This is a genomic window from Paeniglutamicibacter kerguelensis, assembly GCF_017876535.1.
In the GTDB taxonomy this organism is placed as follows: domain Bacteria; phylum Actinomycetota; class Actinomycetes; order Actinomycetales; family Micrococcaceae; genus Paeniglutamicibacter; species Paeniglutamicibacter kerguelensis.
Genome location: NZ_JAGIOF010000001.1, coordinates 1,379,043 through 1,395,293, shown reverse-complemented (window position 1 = coordinate 1,395,293; position 16,251 = coordinate 1,379,043). Strand labels below are relative to the sequence as shown.

Annotated in this window: 11 protein-coding genes; 5 read left to right on the top strand and 6 right to left on the bottom strand. The window is 64.1% G+C overall.

Going from position 1 to position 16,251, the window contains the following annotated elements:
- Positions 1-3 precede the first annotated feature (3 nt).
- Entirely contained in the window at positions 4-4,560 is a 4,557-nt protein-coding gene (locus JOF47_RS06235; RefSeq protein WP_377738070.1) for an ExeM/NucH family extracellular endonuclease, read from the top strand.
- 178 nt (positions 4,561-4,738) lie between these two features.
- On the opposite strand, the gene gndA is transcribed toward JOF47_RS06235, so the two are convergent.
- Entirely contained in the window at positions 4,739-6,175 is a 1,437-nt protein-coding gene (gndA, locus tag JOF47_RS06230) for an NADP-dependent phosphogluconate dehydrogenase (protein ID WP_209996665.1), read from the bottom strand.
- Between the two features lie 212 nt (positions 6,176-6,387).
- Between gndA and JOF47_RS06225 the strand changes: the two genes are divergently transcribed.
- From JOF47_RS06225 to JOF47_RS06210, 4 genes are all read left to right on the top strand, one after another.
- Positions 6,388-7,113: a FadR/GntR family transcriptional regulator gene (locus JOF47_RS06225; RefSeq protein WP_209996662.1), complete on the top strand. Its 726-nt coding sequence runs from the start codon at positions 6,388-6,390 to the stop codon at positions 7,111-7,113.
- 75 nt (positions 7,114-7,188) lie between these two features.
- A complete protein-coding gene (locus JOF47_RS06220; protein ID WP_209996660.1) occupies positions 7,189-7,668 on the top strand; it encodes a DUF2975 domain-containing protein in 480 nt (159 codons plus the stop codon).
- Entirely contained in the window at positions 7,668-7,898 is a 231-nt protein-coding gene (locus tag JOF47_RS06215) for a helix-turn-helix domain-containing protein (protein ID WP_209996658.1), read from the top strand. Before JOF47_RS06220 ends, JOF47_RS06215 begins: the two co-directional genes overlap by 1 nt.
- A 245-nt stretch (positions 7,899-8,143) precedes the next feature.
- Positions 8,144-8,947: a ferritin family protein gene (locus JOF47_RS06210; RefSeq protein ID WP_209996655.1), complete on the top strand. Its 804-nt coding sequence runs from the start codon at positions 8,144-8,146 to the stop codon at positions 8,945-8,947.
- Between the two features lie 180 nt (positions 8,948-9,127).
- On the opposite strand, the gene JOF47_RS06205 is transcribed toward JOF47_RS06210, so the two are convergent.
- The 5 genes from JOF47_RS06205 to JOF47_RS06185 form a co-directional block, all read right to left on the bottom strand.
- Positions 9,128-10,174: an L-idonate 5-dehydrogenase gene (locus JOF47_RS06205; RefSeq protein ID WP_209996653.1), complete on the bottom strand. Its 1,047-nt coding sequence runs from the start codon at positions 10,172-10,174 to the stop codon at positions 9,128-9,130.
- On the bottom strand, positions 10,164-10,937 hold the full coding sequence (locus tag JOF47_RS06200) for an SDR family oxidoreductase (protein ID WP_209996651.1): 774 nt from the start codon (positions 10,935-10,937) through the stop codon (positions 10,164-10,166). The genes JOF47_RS06205 and JOF47_RS06200 overlap by 11 nt, the downstream gene beginning before the upstream one ends.
- A 31-nt stretch (positions 10,938-10,968) precedes the next feature.
- Positions 10,969-12,375, bottom strand: coding sequence for a GntP family permease (locus JOF47_RS06195; RefSeq protein WP_209996650.1), 1,407 nt, complete (start codon positions 12,373-12,375; stop codon positions 10,969-10,971).
- A gap of 71 nt (positions 12,376-12,446) precedes the next feature.
- Positions 12,447-12,962 (bottom strand): gluconokinase, encoded by a 516-nt coding sequence (locus JOF47_RS06190; RefSeq protein ID WP_210001438.1) that lies wholly within the window; start codon positions 12,960-12,962, stop codon positions 12,447-12,449.
- A 1,356-nt stretch (positions 12,963-14,318) separates the two neighbouring features.
- Positions 14,319-16,187 (bottom strand): alkyl/aryl-sulfatase, encoded by a 1,869-nt coding sequence (locus tag JOF47_RS06185; protein ID WP_209996648.1) that lies wholly within the window; start codon positions 16,185-16,187, stop codon positions 14,319-14,321.
- Positions 16,188-16,251: the final 64 nt, after the last annotated feature.

The window sequence follows — 16,251 nt, the reverse complement described above, 5'->3', positions numbered from 1 at the left end:
AAGATGACGCGCAATACCTTCATTAGGACTGGGTTGGGGGCCGTTCTGGCCTTTAGCCTGGCAGTGGCCCCGCTGGCGATCTCGCCGGCAATGGCCACCAACTTGGCGATGCCGGCAGAAAAAACCGCCACTGCACTGCTTGAAAGTCGCTCGGCCGAGGCCGCTTTCCACAGAACCCTCCCGGTTGCTGTTAGGTTTGATGGTCCGTTGGATGCAGCCCATGTGATCATCAACGAGGCCTATCTCAACGGCGGCAGCGCGAACGCTTCCTACAAGAACAAGTTCGTGGAGCTGTACAACCCCACTAACGAAGATATTGACTTGTCGGGCTGGTCATTGCAATATCGCTCAGCCACAGGGCAGGTAGCACCCACCGGATTCGCCGCCCTTTCCGGCACCATCAAGGCCAATGACTACTACCTGGTCAAAGGCAATTCCAACGGGGTTGCGGGCAGCGGCCTCCCCACAACTGATGCGGACGCGAGCGACTTCTCCCTTGCCGGCGGCGGCGGGACGCTGATCCTCTCCGACAAGAACGACATATTGCCGGCAGACCTTGCCACCGGATCCGTGGTGGGAACATCCGGCGTGGTGGACCTCCTAGGCTACGGATCGTCCAACACCTTTGAGACCGCACCATCCTCGGCGGCGAGTGCTACCACGTCGCTGAACCGCACGCTCTTTGCCGATACGGACAGCAACGCAGCAGACTTCGCTACGGCCGCGCCCTCGCCCCTGGGCACGGGCGGCGGCGAACCGCCGCCGCCAACTGCTGATTCGGGAACCAAAGCAATTGCCGAAATCCAAGGTACGGGTGCCGTGAGCCCCCTGGTTGGCACCACCGTGACGACTAGGGGCAAGGTCACTGCGGCCTACCCCACCGGTGGTTTCAACGGCTACTTCATCCAGACCCCCGGCACCGGCGGCGACCTAGACATGGCAAACCACAAGGCCTCCGACGGTGTCTTTGTGTATTCCCCCATGACCGTCGCCAACGTCAAAATCGGCGACCACGTCCAGGTGACAGGCCTCGTCAAGGAGTTCGGCGGCGCCTCGGACACCGCCACGACCACGGAAATCGACGTCGCCGCCGGAGGAATGACCCAACTTGCCGAGCCTGCAGCAGAGGTCAAGGCGGCTGTCATCGCGGTCCCCGCCTCAGTCGCGCCGCGAGAAGCCTTGGAGGGCATGCTGGTTGACCCTCAGGGAGACTTCACGATCACCGACAATTCTTCGCTGAACAACTACGGCGAACTCGGTTTGGCCACGGGAAAGACTCCTCTGGTTCAGCCCACTGCCGTGGCGCCCTACGGCTCCGCCGAGTACACGGCCACGGTCGCCGAGAACACCGCCCGCGCCATCAAACTCGACGACGGCGCCAGCACCAACTTCCTGAGCTCCGGTGGCTCCGTTCTTCCGCTGCCGTGGTTGAGCCGGGAAACGCCGATGCGCGTTGGTTCGACCTCCGAGTTCATGGCCCCTGTCATCTTTGACAACCGCAACAACGCCTACAAATTCCAGCCGTTGGAGACCCTCACCCCGGCGAATGCCGGCACCGTGCAGCCCATCACCTTTGGCAACAACCGCGTGGACGCGCCGAAGGACGTGGGCGGCAACCTCAAGGTTGCCTCCTTCAACGTGCAGAACTACTTCACCGAGACCGGTGACACGGACCCCGCGTGCGAGTTCTACACCGACTTCAACGGCAACAAGGTCACCGTCAAAGGCGGCTGCCCCCAGCGCGGTGCTGCCGATGCGGCGAACCTGAAGCGCCAGCAGGACAAGATCGTGGCCGGCATCAATGCGTCCGGCGCCGATGTGCTCTCGCTGGAAGAAATCGAGAATTCCGCCAAGTTTGGCAAGGACCGCGACAGCGCCCTTGCTACGTTGGTTGATGCCCTCAATGTCGCCGCTCCGGGAGTCTGGGACTACGTCCGCTCCCCCGCGGCGGACCAGCGACCTGCGGTCGAGGATGAGGACGTGATTCGCACCGCCTTCATCTACAAGAAGCATGCCGCCGAGCCCGTGGGCGACTCCGTGATCCTGGATGACAAGGCGTTCATCGGCATTGCCCGGCAGCCGCTGGCGCAGTCGTTCAAGCCCGTCGGCGCCGAGGATTCCGCCAAGGTGCTGCTGATCGCCAACCACTTCAAGTCCAAGGGTTCGGCGATCGGCAATGACACCGATCAGGGCCAGGGCAACTCCAACCTGGCCCGCACCGCCCACGCCAAGGCGCTCGTGGAGTTCTCCACCAAGCTGCAGGCCGAGCAGGGCACCGACAAGGTGCTGCTCATGGGCGACTTCAACGCCTACGGGTTTGAGGATCCCATCAAGGTCATGACCGATGCCGGTTACGTGGACCAGGATCCAAAAACCGGCAAGCATTCCTACAGCTTCGGCGGAATGGTCGGTTCGCTTGACCACATCCTGGCCTCGCCTGCCGCCGAGGCAGCGATCACGGGTGCGGATATCTGGAACATCAACTCCGTCGAATCCCCCGCCATGGGATACAGCCGCTACAGGTACAACGCCACCGATTTCTACGATTCTTCGGCGTTTGCCGCATCCGACCACGACCCCGTCATCGTCGGCCTGGACCTGGGCGGGGCTCCGGCAGCCACCAAGGAAATCAACCTCTTGAACATCAACGACTTCCATGGCCGCGTTGACGCCAACACCGTGAAGTTTGCCGGCACCGTGGAACAGCTGCGCGCAGCGTCCGGGGACGCCAACACGGCGTTCCTCTCCGCAGGTGACAACATCGGCGCCAGCGTGTTCGCTTCGGCTTCCCAGGATGACGTGCCCACCATCGACGTGCTCAACGCGCTGGAACTGCAGGCCTCAGCGGTCGGGAACCACGAGTTCGACAAGGGCTACGGCAATCTCGATGGCCGCGTCAACGACGCGGCCGACTGGGATTACCTGGGTGCCAACGTGTACGCGAAGGGCACCACCACCCCGGTGCTTGACGAGTACAGGATCATCACGCTCAACGGCGTGAAGGTTGCCATCATCGGCGCCGTCACGCAAGAGGCCCCCACCTTGGTGACTCCTTCGGGCGTTTCCATGCTGGAGTTCGGCGACCCGGTCGAGGCGGTCAACCGCGTCGCCAAGGAGATCACCGATCAGAAGCTGGCCGACGTGATCGTGGCCGAGTTCCACGAGGGCGCCGGTGCAGGAACCCCGGATGGCGCAACCCTGGAGGAAGAGATCGCCGCCGGGGGCGCGTTCCGGGACATCGTGACCAAGACCAGCCCCTCGGTCGATGCGATCTTCACCGGGCACACCCACAAGCAGTACGCGTGGGACGCCCCGATCCCGGGCGTCTCGGCCGACGCAGCGCTGAAGACCCGGCCCGTGCTCCAGACTGGAAGCTACGGCGAGTTCATCGGCCAGATCATCCTGAAGGTGGACTCCGCTTCCAACGAGGTTGTTTCCTACACGCAGGGCAACGTGCCGCGCACCACGACCGACGACGATGAGCTGGTGGCCACGTTCCCGCGTGTGGCAACGGTCAAGGACATCACGGACAAGGCACTTGCCGACGCTACGGTTGTAGGCAACGTTCCGGTCGGGAAGATCTCCGCTGACATCACCACGGCGCAGACCTTCGACGCCGCGACCGGCAAGTACACCCGTGATGACCGCTCCAGTGAATCAACATTGGGCAACCTGGTGGGCGACGCCCTTCTGGATGCGCTCAAGGCGGAGCAGACCGGTGGCGCCGAGATCGGCGTGGTCAACCCCGGCGGGCTGCGTGCGGAGCTGCTCTACAAGAACGACGGTTTCGAGGATGGCGTGGTGACATACGCCAACGCCAACGCCGTGCTGCCATTCGTGAACAACCTGTGGACGACCTCCCTGACTGGAGCACAGGTCAAGGAGATGCTGGAGCAGCAGTGGCAGACAAATGCCGACGGTTCCATCCCGAGCCGCCCCTTCCTGAACCTGGGGCTCTCCTCAAACATGGACTACACCTACGATTCCACCCGCAAGCCGGGAGACCACGTCACCTCGGTCACCATCAACGGGGAACCGTTGGACCCGGAGCGTTCCTACCGAGTGGGCACGTTCAGCTTCCTGGCCACCGGAGGCGACAACTTCCGGGTCTTCACCGAAGGCACCAACACCAAGGATTCAGGCCTCGTCGACCGGGATGCGTGGATCAAGTACCTTGGAGAACAGTCCCAGACTGCACCGATTGCCCCTGATTTCGCCCGACGAAGCGTTGAGGTCATCGGCAACCCGGCCAGGGTGGATGCTAAGGGTACCGTCGGCTTCCAGCTCAACAAGCTTGACCTGACGTCCCTGGGCAGCCCGAAGAACGCCACCGTCACAGTGGAATTCACTGACAACAAGGGCAAGAGCACCGTGGTTGACACGGTGGGCGTGAGGGACGGATCGGCCAAGGTGTCCTTCACCTTGCCGGCCGATGCCCGCACCAGTGGCACCATCACCGTCAAGGCCGCCCCGAGCGGCACCACGGTGAAGCTGCCGTTGCTCATCACCAACCCGAACGAGCAATGCAAGCCCAAGCAGGATGCGAAGGCCTGCGTCTGATCCGAGTGGCGTCGGAATGACAGTGTCACTTCTTCTCCGAAAGCGGAGGAACGGGCACCGTCGTGGGGGGCAGCACGGTGTCCCGGATGCCGAACCGGCCACCTGCCGCAAGGCCGGATACGCTAGGAGGTGGCACCCCACCGCGGGGCACCACCTCCTTGGCGTAGGCAAATGAAGACTAGTGGGTGTCTTCTGCTTCGATTTCGGTCTTGTCGCCGCTCCACTGCGTGTGGAACGAGCCCTCAACGTCGATGCGGCTATAGGTGTGCGCACCGAAGAGGTCACGCAGGCCCTGGGTCAACGCGGCCGGCAGGCGCTTGCTGCGCAGTCCGTCGTAGTAGGCCAGCGAGGAGGAGAACACCGGAACCGGCACGCCCAGCTGGACGGCGGTGGCGATCACGCGGCGCCAGGCCGGAACGGCCGCACCGATGGCCTCTGCGAATGCCGGGGCGAAGAGCAGGTTGGCCGGCTTCTCGTCGGCGGCGTAGGCCTTGGTGATGTCCTTGAGCAGCTCGGCGCGGATGATGCAGCCGGCACGCCACAACGAGGCGATCTCGTCAAGCTTCAGCTCCCAGTTGTATTCCTTGCCGGCGGACGTGAGCATGTCCAGGCCTTGCGCGTAGGAAACCAGCTTGGAGGCGAAGAGTGCCTGTCGCACGTCCTCGACGAAGTTTTCGCCGAGATCGACGGCAACCTCGTGGCCCTGGAGTACTTCCTGGCCGATGGCGCGCTGGTCGCGCTGCGAGGACAGTCCGCGGGCGAACACGGACTCGGCAATGGCCGAGATCGGTGAACCAAGGTCTAGGCCGGACTGCACGGTCCAGCGGCCCGTGCCCTTCTGGCCGGCGGAGTCGACGATCACGTCAACCAGCGGCTTGCCGGTCTTGGCGTCAACGTGTCCGAGGACCTCGGCGGTGATTTCGATGAGGAAGGAGGCCAGTTCGCCCTTGTTCCATTCCTCGAAGATTTTCGCCTGGGCTGCCGGCTCAAGGCCCGCGCCGGTGCGCAAGAGGTTGTAGGCTTCGCCGATGACCTGCATGTCGGCGTATTCGATGCCGTTGTGGACCATCTTCACGAAGTGGCCGGCGCCGTCGGTCGAGACCCATGCGCAGCACGGTTCGCCATCCACGTGGGCGGAGATCTTCTCGAGCATCGGGCCGAGCGCTGCGTAGGACTCCTTGGAACCGCCGGGCATGATCGACGGGCCCAGCAGTGCACCCTCTTCGCCGCCGGATACGCCGACGCCCACGAAGTGCAGGCCCTTTTCGGCAAGATCGGCCTCGCGGCGGCGGGTGTCGACGAAGTTGGAGTTGCCGGCATCGATGATGATGTCGCCCTCGTCCAGCAGCGGAACCAGCGAGTCGATGACCGAGTCGACCGGGCCGCCGGCCTTGACCATGATCAGCACGCGGCGCGGGGTTTCGAGGTTCTCTACCAGTTCGGCAAGGGTCTCAGTGCGGATGAAGTCGCCTTCATCGCCGTGTGCGGCCAACAGGGCGTCGGTCTTGGCGACCGAGCGGTTGTGCAGGGCAACGGTGTAGCCGTTGCGGGCGAAGTTACGGGCAAGGTTTGCGCCCATGACGGCTAGGCCGGTGACGCCAATCTGTGCAGGCATGAAGTCTCCATCGGTTGCGAATATCGAAGCCGGGCAAGATACCGGCACGACAAGCGCCGGGCACGGCTTCGTGACTACCCACCAGCTTAGTTTGTCCTGTGTGCACAAGGCCAAATAAACACGCCTCGTTGCAAGAAATTGCCCCGGGCATCCGCAGGATTCTGGGAGTTGGCTGGTCGGTTTATGTGCGAAGTAGCCTATAAGGTTGAGTCATGCCCAATAGCTTGCACCACCGCGCAGTGGAACACGTCGGAAGCCGTATTGTCGACGGTTCCATTCCCACCGGCGAGGTGGTCCTGGCTTCGGAGATCGAAACCGAGCTCGGGGTCTCCCGCTCGGTGGTCCGGGAGGCCGTCCGGGTGCTTGCCTCGGCCGGGCTGGTGGTATCCACCAAGCGCGTCGGCATCCGGGTCTTGCCGCCCGAGGACTGGAATCCCTTCGATCCACTGGTGATCAGGTGGCGATTGGCCAGCGGCGGCCTGGGCGCCCAGCTGCGATCGCTCACCGAGCTTCGCGTCGCGGTCGAGCCGATGGCGGCGGAACTCGCCGCCGAACATGCCCCGGACGAATTCTGCGGCGAATTGTTGAACCTGGCCGCGCAGATGCGCCATGCCGGCAGATCCGGCGACCTCCACACGTTCCTGGAGCTGGACATCCGCTTCCACGCCTTGGTTCTGGCCGCCTCGGGCAATGAGATGTTTGCAAACCTTGCCAACCCGATCGGCGAAACCCTGCGCGGACGCACCGAACTCGGGCTCATGCCCGAACGTCCGCACGAGGAGGCGCTGACTTGGCACCAGGCCGTTGCCGACGCGATCTCCGCACACGTGCCGCAGGACGCAAGGGCTTCGATGGAGAAGATCATGCGGCGGACAAACCAGGAAATCTGCGGCGTCTGGGCCGACAAACCGAGGATCTTCCCCCACCCTAAGCACTAGGCATTCCGGCGTTCAAAGAGAACCCACCTTCCATCATCGATTGACTTTCGATAGATATCTATCGATACTCAATACATGAAACGATCCGTCATCCTCGCCTTGCGCGTTCTGCTGGTCCTGGTGTTCCTGGTCTTGCTTCTGGGCCAGATAGTCATCGTTCCAACCTTTGCCACGGAAACGGCTGCGGCGTTCCCCGAGGTGGCATTCCTTGCCGCACCCTACACGGCCATCGCCGATGCGGGAATCGCCTGCGTCCAGGTCGGGCTGTTCGCCACCTGGGTGCTGCTTTCCATGGTGGAGCGCGGCGCGATCTTCACCGAGCATGCATTCCGCTGGGTCAATGTCATCATCGGCGCGGCCATCGCCCTGACGTTCCTCACCTTGTTTGCCGGCGTGCACCTCTTGGCGGTGGTCCAGGTGGGCGGCCCCGACGTGTTGCTGGCCGTCAGCGCGGCGGGAGTCGCAGGCGCATCCATCGTCTTGCTCATGTTTGTCATGCGTGGTCTGCTCCGCAGCGCGACCACCCTCGAAAACGAGCTGGCGGAGGTCGTCTGATGGCGATCATCGTCGACATCGACGTCGAGCTCTCCAAACGGAAAATGTCGGTGAACGATTTCGCCGATGCCGTGGGGATCTCCCCCGCCAACGTCGCGGTGCTCAAGAACGGGCGCGCGAAGGCCGTGCGTTTCAGCACCCTCGATGCGATTTGCAAGGTCTTGGAATGCCAGCCGGGCGACATCCTGCGCTGGATCCCTGACGGGCTGGAGCGCCAGGACGGTTCCTGATGGACACCGCGTCGCGCAGGGTTGCCTCGTCGGCTTGCCGCTTGTGCTCTTGGTTGCGATGATTCCCCGGATCATTCCGTCATTGAAGTGGGACAAGGCCATGGATGCCTGCATGCAAAGCGACGGCGAACCAAGGCACGAACACCTCATCCCGTTCCTGACACTCTAGGAACGCCACCAACTTCAAGAATGAAAACCCACAGGGGACCACTCCTGCCTTTTGGAGCACCCGGATCGGAGACACCATGACTGAACCACTGAGCATGAACCCAGGCACCGCAACCGGGTTGAAGCCCGTTGCGTTCGACAGTTGGCTTGAACACTTCCGGAACAACCCGGCGCACCAAAAGGAGATCGAGTCCCTCATCGAATGGAACCAACCCTCGAGCCTGGACGGACCGACTCGACGGGCATTCGTTCGCTCCTTCCAGCGCTTCGAGCTCGGTGAGAGCGGGGACGGAAAACGCCTCCTCGCCAAGGCCGCACTCGAGGGCGACGCCACCTACCTCGCGGCACTTGAACTGCTGGTCCACGAGGAACAGAAACACTCGGCGCTCTTCCGCCGCGGCCTGGACCGCCTGGAGGCGCCCAGCCTCGAGGCGCACTGGTCGGACGCGGTGTTCACGGTGCTGCGCCGAACGCTCGGCCTGCGCACGGAACTGGGATTGTTCCTGATCGCCGAATCGGTGGCCATGGGCTATTTCACCGCGCTTGCCGAGCGGGCACCCGATCCGGTGCTGCGGGGCATCGGCCGCCGGATCGCAACCGACGAACAGGACCACATCCGCTTCCAAATAGACCGCCTGCACCAGGGCTTCCGTGACACGCCACGCGCGGGACGCATGCTGATCGGGCTGGGCTGGGGAGTCATCGCCGGCGGTGCGGCAGCCGTCCTGGCGGTGGACCACGGTCCGGCGCTGCGGGCGTGCGGGCTTTCGCCGGCACGATACTGGCGGCAGGCCATGGGGGAATTCCGCCGGGCAGCCCGCTTGGTGCTTGCGAACCCCGGGGCCGAGCCGCTTGGACCGCTGGCCAAAGACGTCCGCTAACCAGGGCTGCGGCCGAGGGCCCCTGGAATTCGGCCCCTGGAATTCAATGGTCGCGGCCGGCCCGCCGGTTAAACGACGAAGCGCCTGCCCGGTACTCAAACGGGAGACCGGGAGGGCGCTTCGCCTTTGCGTTGCAACAGTTTTAGGTGTTGCGAGTGTGGCCGGGTTTGAACCCCGCTGTCAGAACTTCAGCAGGACTTTCCCGGATTCCGCCGAGTTCCTCGCCGCCTCGAATGCCCCCAAGGCATCGTTGACGTCGAATTCGTGAGTGACGATGGCCGAGACGTCCAGCGTGCCGTCGGCCAAGGCTGCAATAACCTCGTCAATCTCGTCATTGAACCGGAAGGAGCCAACCAGTTCAAGCTCGCGCGTAATCGCCAGAGAAATCAAGGCGGGCTGCTCACCGGAGGGAAGCAGACCAACCATGACAATCCGGCCGCCTCGAACGCTACCACGCACGGCGGAAGCGAGTCCACGATGGTTGCCGCTGGCCTCGATCACCACGTCGGCTTCGACTGCGGCGATGGCCTCCGCATCGGTGGCTTTCAGGGTCGCTATCGCTCCTGCGGAGGTCGCGATTTCCAGCGGCTTGTCGAACATGTCAACCGCGATGATCTCCGCGGCCCCCGCGCGCTTGAGGACCGCAACGGCCAGCGCGCCGATGGGACCTGCACCGATCACCATGACGCGCTTGCCAGCCACGTCGCCAGCCCGCGAGACTGCGTGCCAGGCCACGGCGGCGGGTTCGGCCAGCGCCGCGTCGCGCAGCGAAAGCCCTTCGGGCAGGGATCGCAGCATGCGCGAGGGAAGGTTCACGATGGTCGCGAACGCACCCTCGGTGTGCGGGAAACGCGCTGCCGAGCCCAGGTAGGTGCAACCCGGGGAAAGGTTCGGCCGGTCCTCGGGGTAGCGCGCGCCCGCGCCGCCCGGGGTGGCCGGGTGCACCGCGACCCGGGTTCCCGCGGCCGGGCCGGTGCCGTCGGCCGCGCCGTCGATGACGGTGCCGACGATCTCGTGGCCGAGGATCATGTGTGCCTTGAGGATCGACTCCCCCGCCGCCCCGTGGCTCCAGTAGTGCAGGTCGGAGCCGCAGATGCCGCCGTAGGCGATGGCAATCCGGGCCTCGTGGGCCGCGGGCGCCGGGACCTCGATGGACTCGACGCGCAGGTCGCCCGCGGCGTGGGCGACGACTGCGGTGGCGGTGGCTGTGCTGGTGTTAGACGACAACTGTCATTCCTCCGTCGATGAAGATGGTCTGGCCGTTGACGTAGTTCGAACCGTCGGAGGCCAACCACACGGCCGGGCCTGCGAGGTCGGCGACCGTGCCCCAGCGCCCGGCCGGGGTGCGGCCCAGGATCCAGGAGTTGAAGTCCGGGTCGTCGACGAGCTTCTGCGTCATTTCCGTGTGGATGTAGCCGGGTGCGATGCCGTTGACCTGAAGGCCGGAGGCCGCCCATTCGGCGGTCATGGCACGGGTCAGGTTGCGCAGGCCGCCCTTGGCCGCGGTGTACGCGGAGATGGTCGGGCGGGCTAGGTCCGTCTGCACGGAGCAGATGTTGATGATCTTGCCCTCGCCGCGTTCCAGCATGCCCCTGGCGGCCTCGCGGCCCACCAGGAACGCACTGGTCAGGTTGGTGTCAAGCACGCGCTGCCAGTCCGCGACGTCGAGCTCCAGCAACGGCACGCGGTGCTGGATCCCGGCGTTGTTGACCAGGATGCGCAGCGGGCCCACCTCGGCCTCGATCTTGGCGATGTTCTCCGCCACGGCCGCGGCGTCGGTCACGTCGAAGGCGATGGAGAAGATGCGCTCTTCCCCGTAGCGTGCTGTGAATTCGGCGGCGGTTTCGGCGAGGCGGGCCTCGTCGCGGCCGTGCAGCACCACAGTGGCACCGGCGTCGGCCAAGGCCGCCGCCAGTTCGCGGCCGATGCCGCGCGAGGATCCCGTGACTAGCGCGATTCGGCCGGTCAGGTCAAAGAAGTTGCTACCCACGAACTGTCTCCTGTGCTCTCGGTTTGGGTGGTTAGGCTACGGCGCCGGCGATGGCGAAGATGCCGAAGGCGATGGCGAAACCGCAGATGGCGACCAGGGCCTGGCCCACGGTCCACACCTTGAGGGTAGTCTTCACGTCCATGCCGAAGAAGCGCGAGACAAGCCAGAAGCCGGAGTCGTTGACGTGGCCGGCGAAGACCGAGCCCGCGGCCAGTGCGAGCACGATGGCGACGACCTCGATCGAGTTGAAGTCCGGGTTGCCGACGACAACCGGCTGGACGATCGCTGCGGCCGTGGTCAGTGCGACGGTTGCCGAGCCTTGGGCCACGCGGACCACTGCGGCGATGATGAAGCCGGCGACAATGATCGGCATGCCCATCGCATCCAGGGAGCTGGCGACGGCGTCACCGATGCCGCTGGCGCGCAACACGGCTCCGAACATGCCCCCGGCACCGGTGATCAGGATGATGGAGCAAACCGGGCCGAGCGCGGAATCGGTGACGGATTCGATGAGCGTCTTGTCCTTGTTCTGCTTGTAGCCCAGCAGGTACATGGCAAGCAACACGGTGATCAGCAGCGCAACGGGGGTTTCACCCAGCAGGCGCATGATCTGCACCCAGGTCACGTTCTTGTCGACGAGACCGGCGGTGGCCAGCGCGTTGAGCCCGGTGTTCATGAAGATCAGGATCAGCGGCAGCAACAGTAGGGTCAGCACGGTGCCCAGGGACGGCTTGGAGGCGAAGTCGTGCTGTTCCTTTTCGGTGCCGGCCAGCACGTCCGGGATGGCGATGTTGTACTTGCGCCCCACGTACTTGCCGAAGAGGTGGCCAACGATGTACCAGGTCGGGATCGCCACGACGAGGCCCAGCAGCAGCACCAGGCCGACGTTTGCCTCCAGCAGGCCGGAGGCTGCAACCGGGCCCGGGTGCGGCGGCACGAAAATGTGCATGACGGAGAACGCCGTGGCCGCCGGGAAGGCATAGCCCAGGAACGATCCGCCCAGGCGGCGTGCCACGGTGTAGATGATCGGCAGCATGACAACCAGGCCGGCGTCGAAGAAGATCGGGAAGCCGAAGAGCAGGGAGGCGACGGACAGCGCCAACGGTGCCCGTTTTTCGCCGAATTTGTTGATCAGCGCGGTGGTCAGCACATCGGCGCCGCCGCTGGTTTCGAGCATGCGGCCAAGCATCGCGCCAAGACCCACCAGCAGTGCAACTGTCGCGAGTGTTCCGCCGAACCCGACGGTAAGCGTCGGAACGATTGCCGCGACGGGAATGCCGGTGGCGACCGCGGTCAGCAGCGAAACGACGACCAACGCCACGAAGGCATGGATCCGCCACTTGATGATCAGCAATAGCAGCAGCAGGATTGCACCTGCGGCGATTGTCAGGAGCGCGGGGGCACCCAGCGTCCAGTTCATGACTAACTCGTCGGTCATCGTTGTCCTCATGAGATGTGGTGTGGTGGGGGGCGGGCGGGCGGGAGTGCCCTCAAAAGCCTGGGGGGGGGTTATACGGAGTCCAGGTGAAGTGCCACGACGGCGACAATCTCATCCGGCGAGAGCGAGACTTCGACTTCCACCGCCGCCTCGTCGGACGCAATCGCCTCAAGGGTGTTGAGCTGCGACGCAAGGAGCGTCGGGGGCATGTATTCGTGGCTGCGCTCGTCAAGACGGCTCTGGATCAGCTCGGGCGAACCGCTCAAGTGGACGAAAACGGTGTCTGGTTCGCATGAACGCAGGAGGTCGCGGTAGCTGCGCTTGAGCGCCGAGCAGGCAATGATCGCGGGGATTCCGGCCGCGACGCTGGCGGCGAGGGCTTCACCGATCGTCTCGAGCCAGGGTCGGCGATCGTCGTCGTTGAGAGGGTGCCCGGCAGCCATTTTGTCCTTGTTGGACTTTGGGTGCAGGTCGTCGCCGTCGATGAAGGCCAGGCCGAGGCGGGACGCAAGTTTCTGTCCAACGGTCGACTTCCCGCAACCGGATACACCCATAACGATCATGGGCGGGTAGGCAGGGTTGGTCATCATCACTCCATCGTGGCTTCAAGTCTATTGTCAGACATAACCAAAGAATGTGACGGATAAGTCTGATTTATACAGACTAGAACTCGGCTCCCCCGGTGTCAACGCCGCTCCGCCGCTCTCCGAAACGCCCGGACGGTATTCACCAGCCGCACGCCGCTTCCGCCCCGCCCCATTTGCGTTGCCGACGTGTTTCGACAGGCGGGCGGATGCACAACACAGCGACCTCCGGGCGAGGGAATGGGCATGTCTTGGCTTGTCTGGGGCGATTGCGACGTGGCCGCGATATGCCGCCGGGCACGGCCACGCGACGAACCCAAGGGGTTTGTGCATCTGGCATCGCCGTCTGAAATCGAGATGACCGCAAGCCCCAATGTTCGGGACTTGGAGCAGACACCAGGTTCGTCCGAGCGGATCAGGCCAGGGAAATCAGTGAGGCAGGAGGCAACCCATCACTCCGGCGCGATGAGTCGACGGGCTCCCGCCATGACTACCCTCGATCATTCAAACTTGGGGGTGCGAACTTGCAACGGCCCCTGTCCGGACTGGCGGCAAAGCACGCCGCATTGGAGATTCTCGCGGGCGTCGCGTTCATTGCGATCGCCGCTCCAATGAACATCGGCTGCGCGCAAATCATGGCCCTGCCACCGACGGCCAGCCTGCATGGGCTCATGGTGCCGAGCATCGTCGGATTCCGCGGCTGCCAATCCCCCAGAAAACCGGAGCCCGTCCGGAAAAATCCGGTTCCGAGGAGGGGCGCTCGTCCTTGCCTGCCCAAGGCTAGTCCACACAGAAACGTTGACCGGGCCGCGATCGTGCGGGCTTTCCCTGCTCGCCATGCGGGACGGCCCATCTCCCTTTGCACGGCATCCGAGACCCGGCAACCGGCAACCGGCCCGAAGTTCCGTGTTCGACCAGACACCGAACAGCCACGGAACATGCTTCCGAACCGACGCGAGCCTGAGCGTGGCCTTCGACGTCCGGCACTACAGTGCCGCGGACTTCCGGATCCCGCGACAGACCATGGCCGCCGTCCCGTCCCGATACACCTTTAATGCGTCAGGACCTCGTGTCAAGGATCACGATGCCATTTCGATCCGCGTGTGCAGGGCCTCGGTACCCGGGCCGGACCAAGGGATTCTACTTGCGCGGCGACGACAGTACCTGCCGCCACCGGGGGCAAGTCCTGCCACGTCGCGGCAAGCCGGGCCATCGAACTGATCCGTTTGCGGACCAGACGCCAAAAGACGACCGACAGGGAACATCAAACCCGCGTCAGGTCGTCTTTCGGAAACTTCCGCCAAGAACCTGGCCCGGCACCGCATGGTGCCGGGCCAGGTACCCGCGATGCGTGCCGGGTCAGGGAGTGACGATGGCGAAGGCATCGTCCCCCTTGTCCAACACCGCCAGCAACTGCTTCAACACGGTGGGATCGCCCTCGATGTCCACCCCTGGCGAGTCCGCATCGCCGCCCAGCAATGCAAGCATGCGGCCCTTGGCAATACGCAGCGTGGCCTGAACGTCACCTCCGGCGGTTTCCAGGTAGATCAACACGCCATTGTTCAGGGTGACCAGGAACCTCCGACCCAGGTCGGTGAAATCGATCGCGAAGTTCAAATCCAGGTCCCAGGCCCTCGGCCCGTCCACCGTGATGGCGATGGCACTGAGCAACTGCTCGGGTGAGAGCTGTGCCATGACCGTCGGCGCATTCGTCTTGGTCGGGGTACCGAAGTTGGCACCACGCAGTTCCGTGGCACCGGACAAGTAGAAGTTCCGCCACGTGCCGTTCTCCGAGCCGTAGGCCAGCTGTTCAAAGGTGTCGGCCAGCAGGGCCCGGGAGTCCGCGTGGTTCTCATCGGAGAATACCGCATGGTCAAGCAGGGTTGCCGCCCAACGGAAATCGCCCGCGTCGTAGGCGGACCGTGCCACCTCAACGACCCTGTCGATCCCGCCGATGGCCTCGACGTAGCGCTTGCCCAGCTCGACGGGTGGATGCGGCCACAACCGTGCCGGATTTCCGTCGAACCAGCCCAGGTACCGCTGGACGATGGCCTTGACGTTGTGGCTCACCGAACCGTAGTAGCCCCTGGTGTGCCAGGCATTCTCGAGGGCGGGGGGCAGCACGAATTCCTCGGCGGCCTCGGCGGCCGTGTAGCCGCGGTTGATCAGCCGCAGCGTCTGGTCGTGCAGGTACGCGTACAGGTCCCGCTGGATCGACAGGTATTCCACGACGGTTTCCCTGTCCCAGGTGGGCCAGTGGTGCGAGGCGAAGACTACGTCCGTGCGGTCGCCGTACCGGTCGATTGCCTCCGTCAGGTACTGCGCCCAGACATGCGGATCCCTGACCAGGGCTCCGCGCAGGGTCAGCAGGTTGTGCAAGTTGTGGGTGGCGTTCTCCGCCATGCACAGGGCCTTGAACTGCGGGAAATAGAAATGCATCTCCGAGGGTGCCTCCGTTCCCGGGGCGAGCTGAAACTCGATTTCGATGCCGTCGATGGTGTGGGTCTCCCCGGTCCGGGAGATGGTCAGGGTCGGGACAATCAGCCCGATGTCCCCCGTCGAGGTCGTCTGACCCAGCCCGGCGCCAACCGCGCCCTGTGGTCCACGTTCCAGGGCCGCACCGTACATGTAGCCGGCCCGTCGGCCCATGGCGGTGCCCGCATACACGTTTTCGGAAACCGCATGCTCAACAAACCCCTCAGGCGCGATGATCTGAACCGCGCCGGAGTCGACCTCCTCCTGGTTGGTGACGCCAAAGACGCCGCCAAAGTGGTCCACGTGGCTGTGGGTGTGGATCACCGCAACAACCTTGCGGTCCCCGCGGTGGTCCCGATACAGCGCAAGTGCCGCGGCCGCGGTTTCCTTGGACAGCAGCGGGTCGATGACAATGATTCCGCTCCCGCCCTCAATGAATGTCACATTGGAAAGGTCGAGTCCACGTACCTGGTAGATGCCCTCGGTGACCTCGAAGAGTCCCGCCCGTGCAACCAGCCGCGACTGACGCCATAGACTCGGATGCACTGTGCTCGGTGCGTCGCCGGAGAAGTCCCCGTAGCTGTCGTTGTCCCAGATCACGGCACCTTTGTCGTCGTGTATGACGTTGGGTTTGATGGTGGCAATGAACCCCCGTTCAACGAGGTCGAAGTCGGCGGTGTCGTCGAACGGCAGTTTCCCGTAGGCTTCCGAATGCTGGGCCTGGATGGAGCGAGATGCTGGCTGCTTGTGCATGAAAATCTCCTAACGTGGGGTGGAATGTTTCGCAACTAAACCCGGGAGCTTGGCGTTGGTCGCC

Excerpts from the sequence above, each read along its gene's own strand:
- JOF47_RS06225 (WP_209996662.1), top strand. The coding sequence starts at position 6,388 with ATGCCCAATAGCTTGCACCACCGCGCAGTGGAACACGTCGGAAGCCGT.
- JOF47_RS06190 (WP_210001438.1), bottom strand. The coding sequence starts at position 12,962 with ATGACCAACCCTGCCTACCCGCCCATGATCGTTATGGGTGTATCCGGT.
- JOF47_RS06215 (WP_209996658.1), top strand. The coding sequence starts at position 7,668 with ATGGCGATCATCGTCGACATCGACGTCGAGCTCTCCAAACGGAAAATG.
- JOF47_RS06235 (WP_377738070.1), top strand. The coding sequence starts at position 4 with ATGACGCGCAATACCTTCATTAGGACTGGGTTGGGGGCCGTTCTGGCC.
- JOF47_RS06195 (WP_209996650.1), bottom strand. The coding sequence starts at position 12,375 with ATGACCGACGAGTTAGTCATGAACTGGACGCTGGGTGCCCCCGCGCTC.
- JOF47_RS06220 (WP_209996660.1), top strand. The coding sequence starts at position 7,189 with ATGAAACGATCCGTCATCCTCGCCTTGCGCGTTCTGCTGGTCCTGGTG.
- JOF47_RS06185 (WP_209996648.1), bottom strand. The coding sequence starts at position 16,187 with ATGCACAAGCAGCCAGCATCTCGCTCCATCCAGGCCCAGCATTCGGAA.
- gndA (WP_209996665.1), bottom strand. The coding sequence starts at position 6,175 with ATGCCTGCACAGATTGGCGTCACCGGCCTAGCCGTCATGGGCGCAAAC.
- JOF47_RS06210 (WP_209996655.1), top strand. The coding sequence starts at position 8,144 with ATGACTGAACCACTGAGCATGAACCCAGGCACCGCAACCGGGTTGAAG.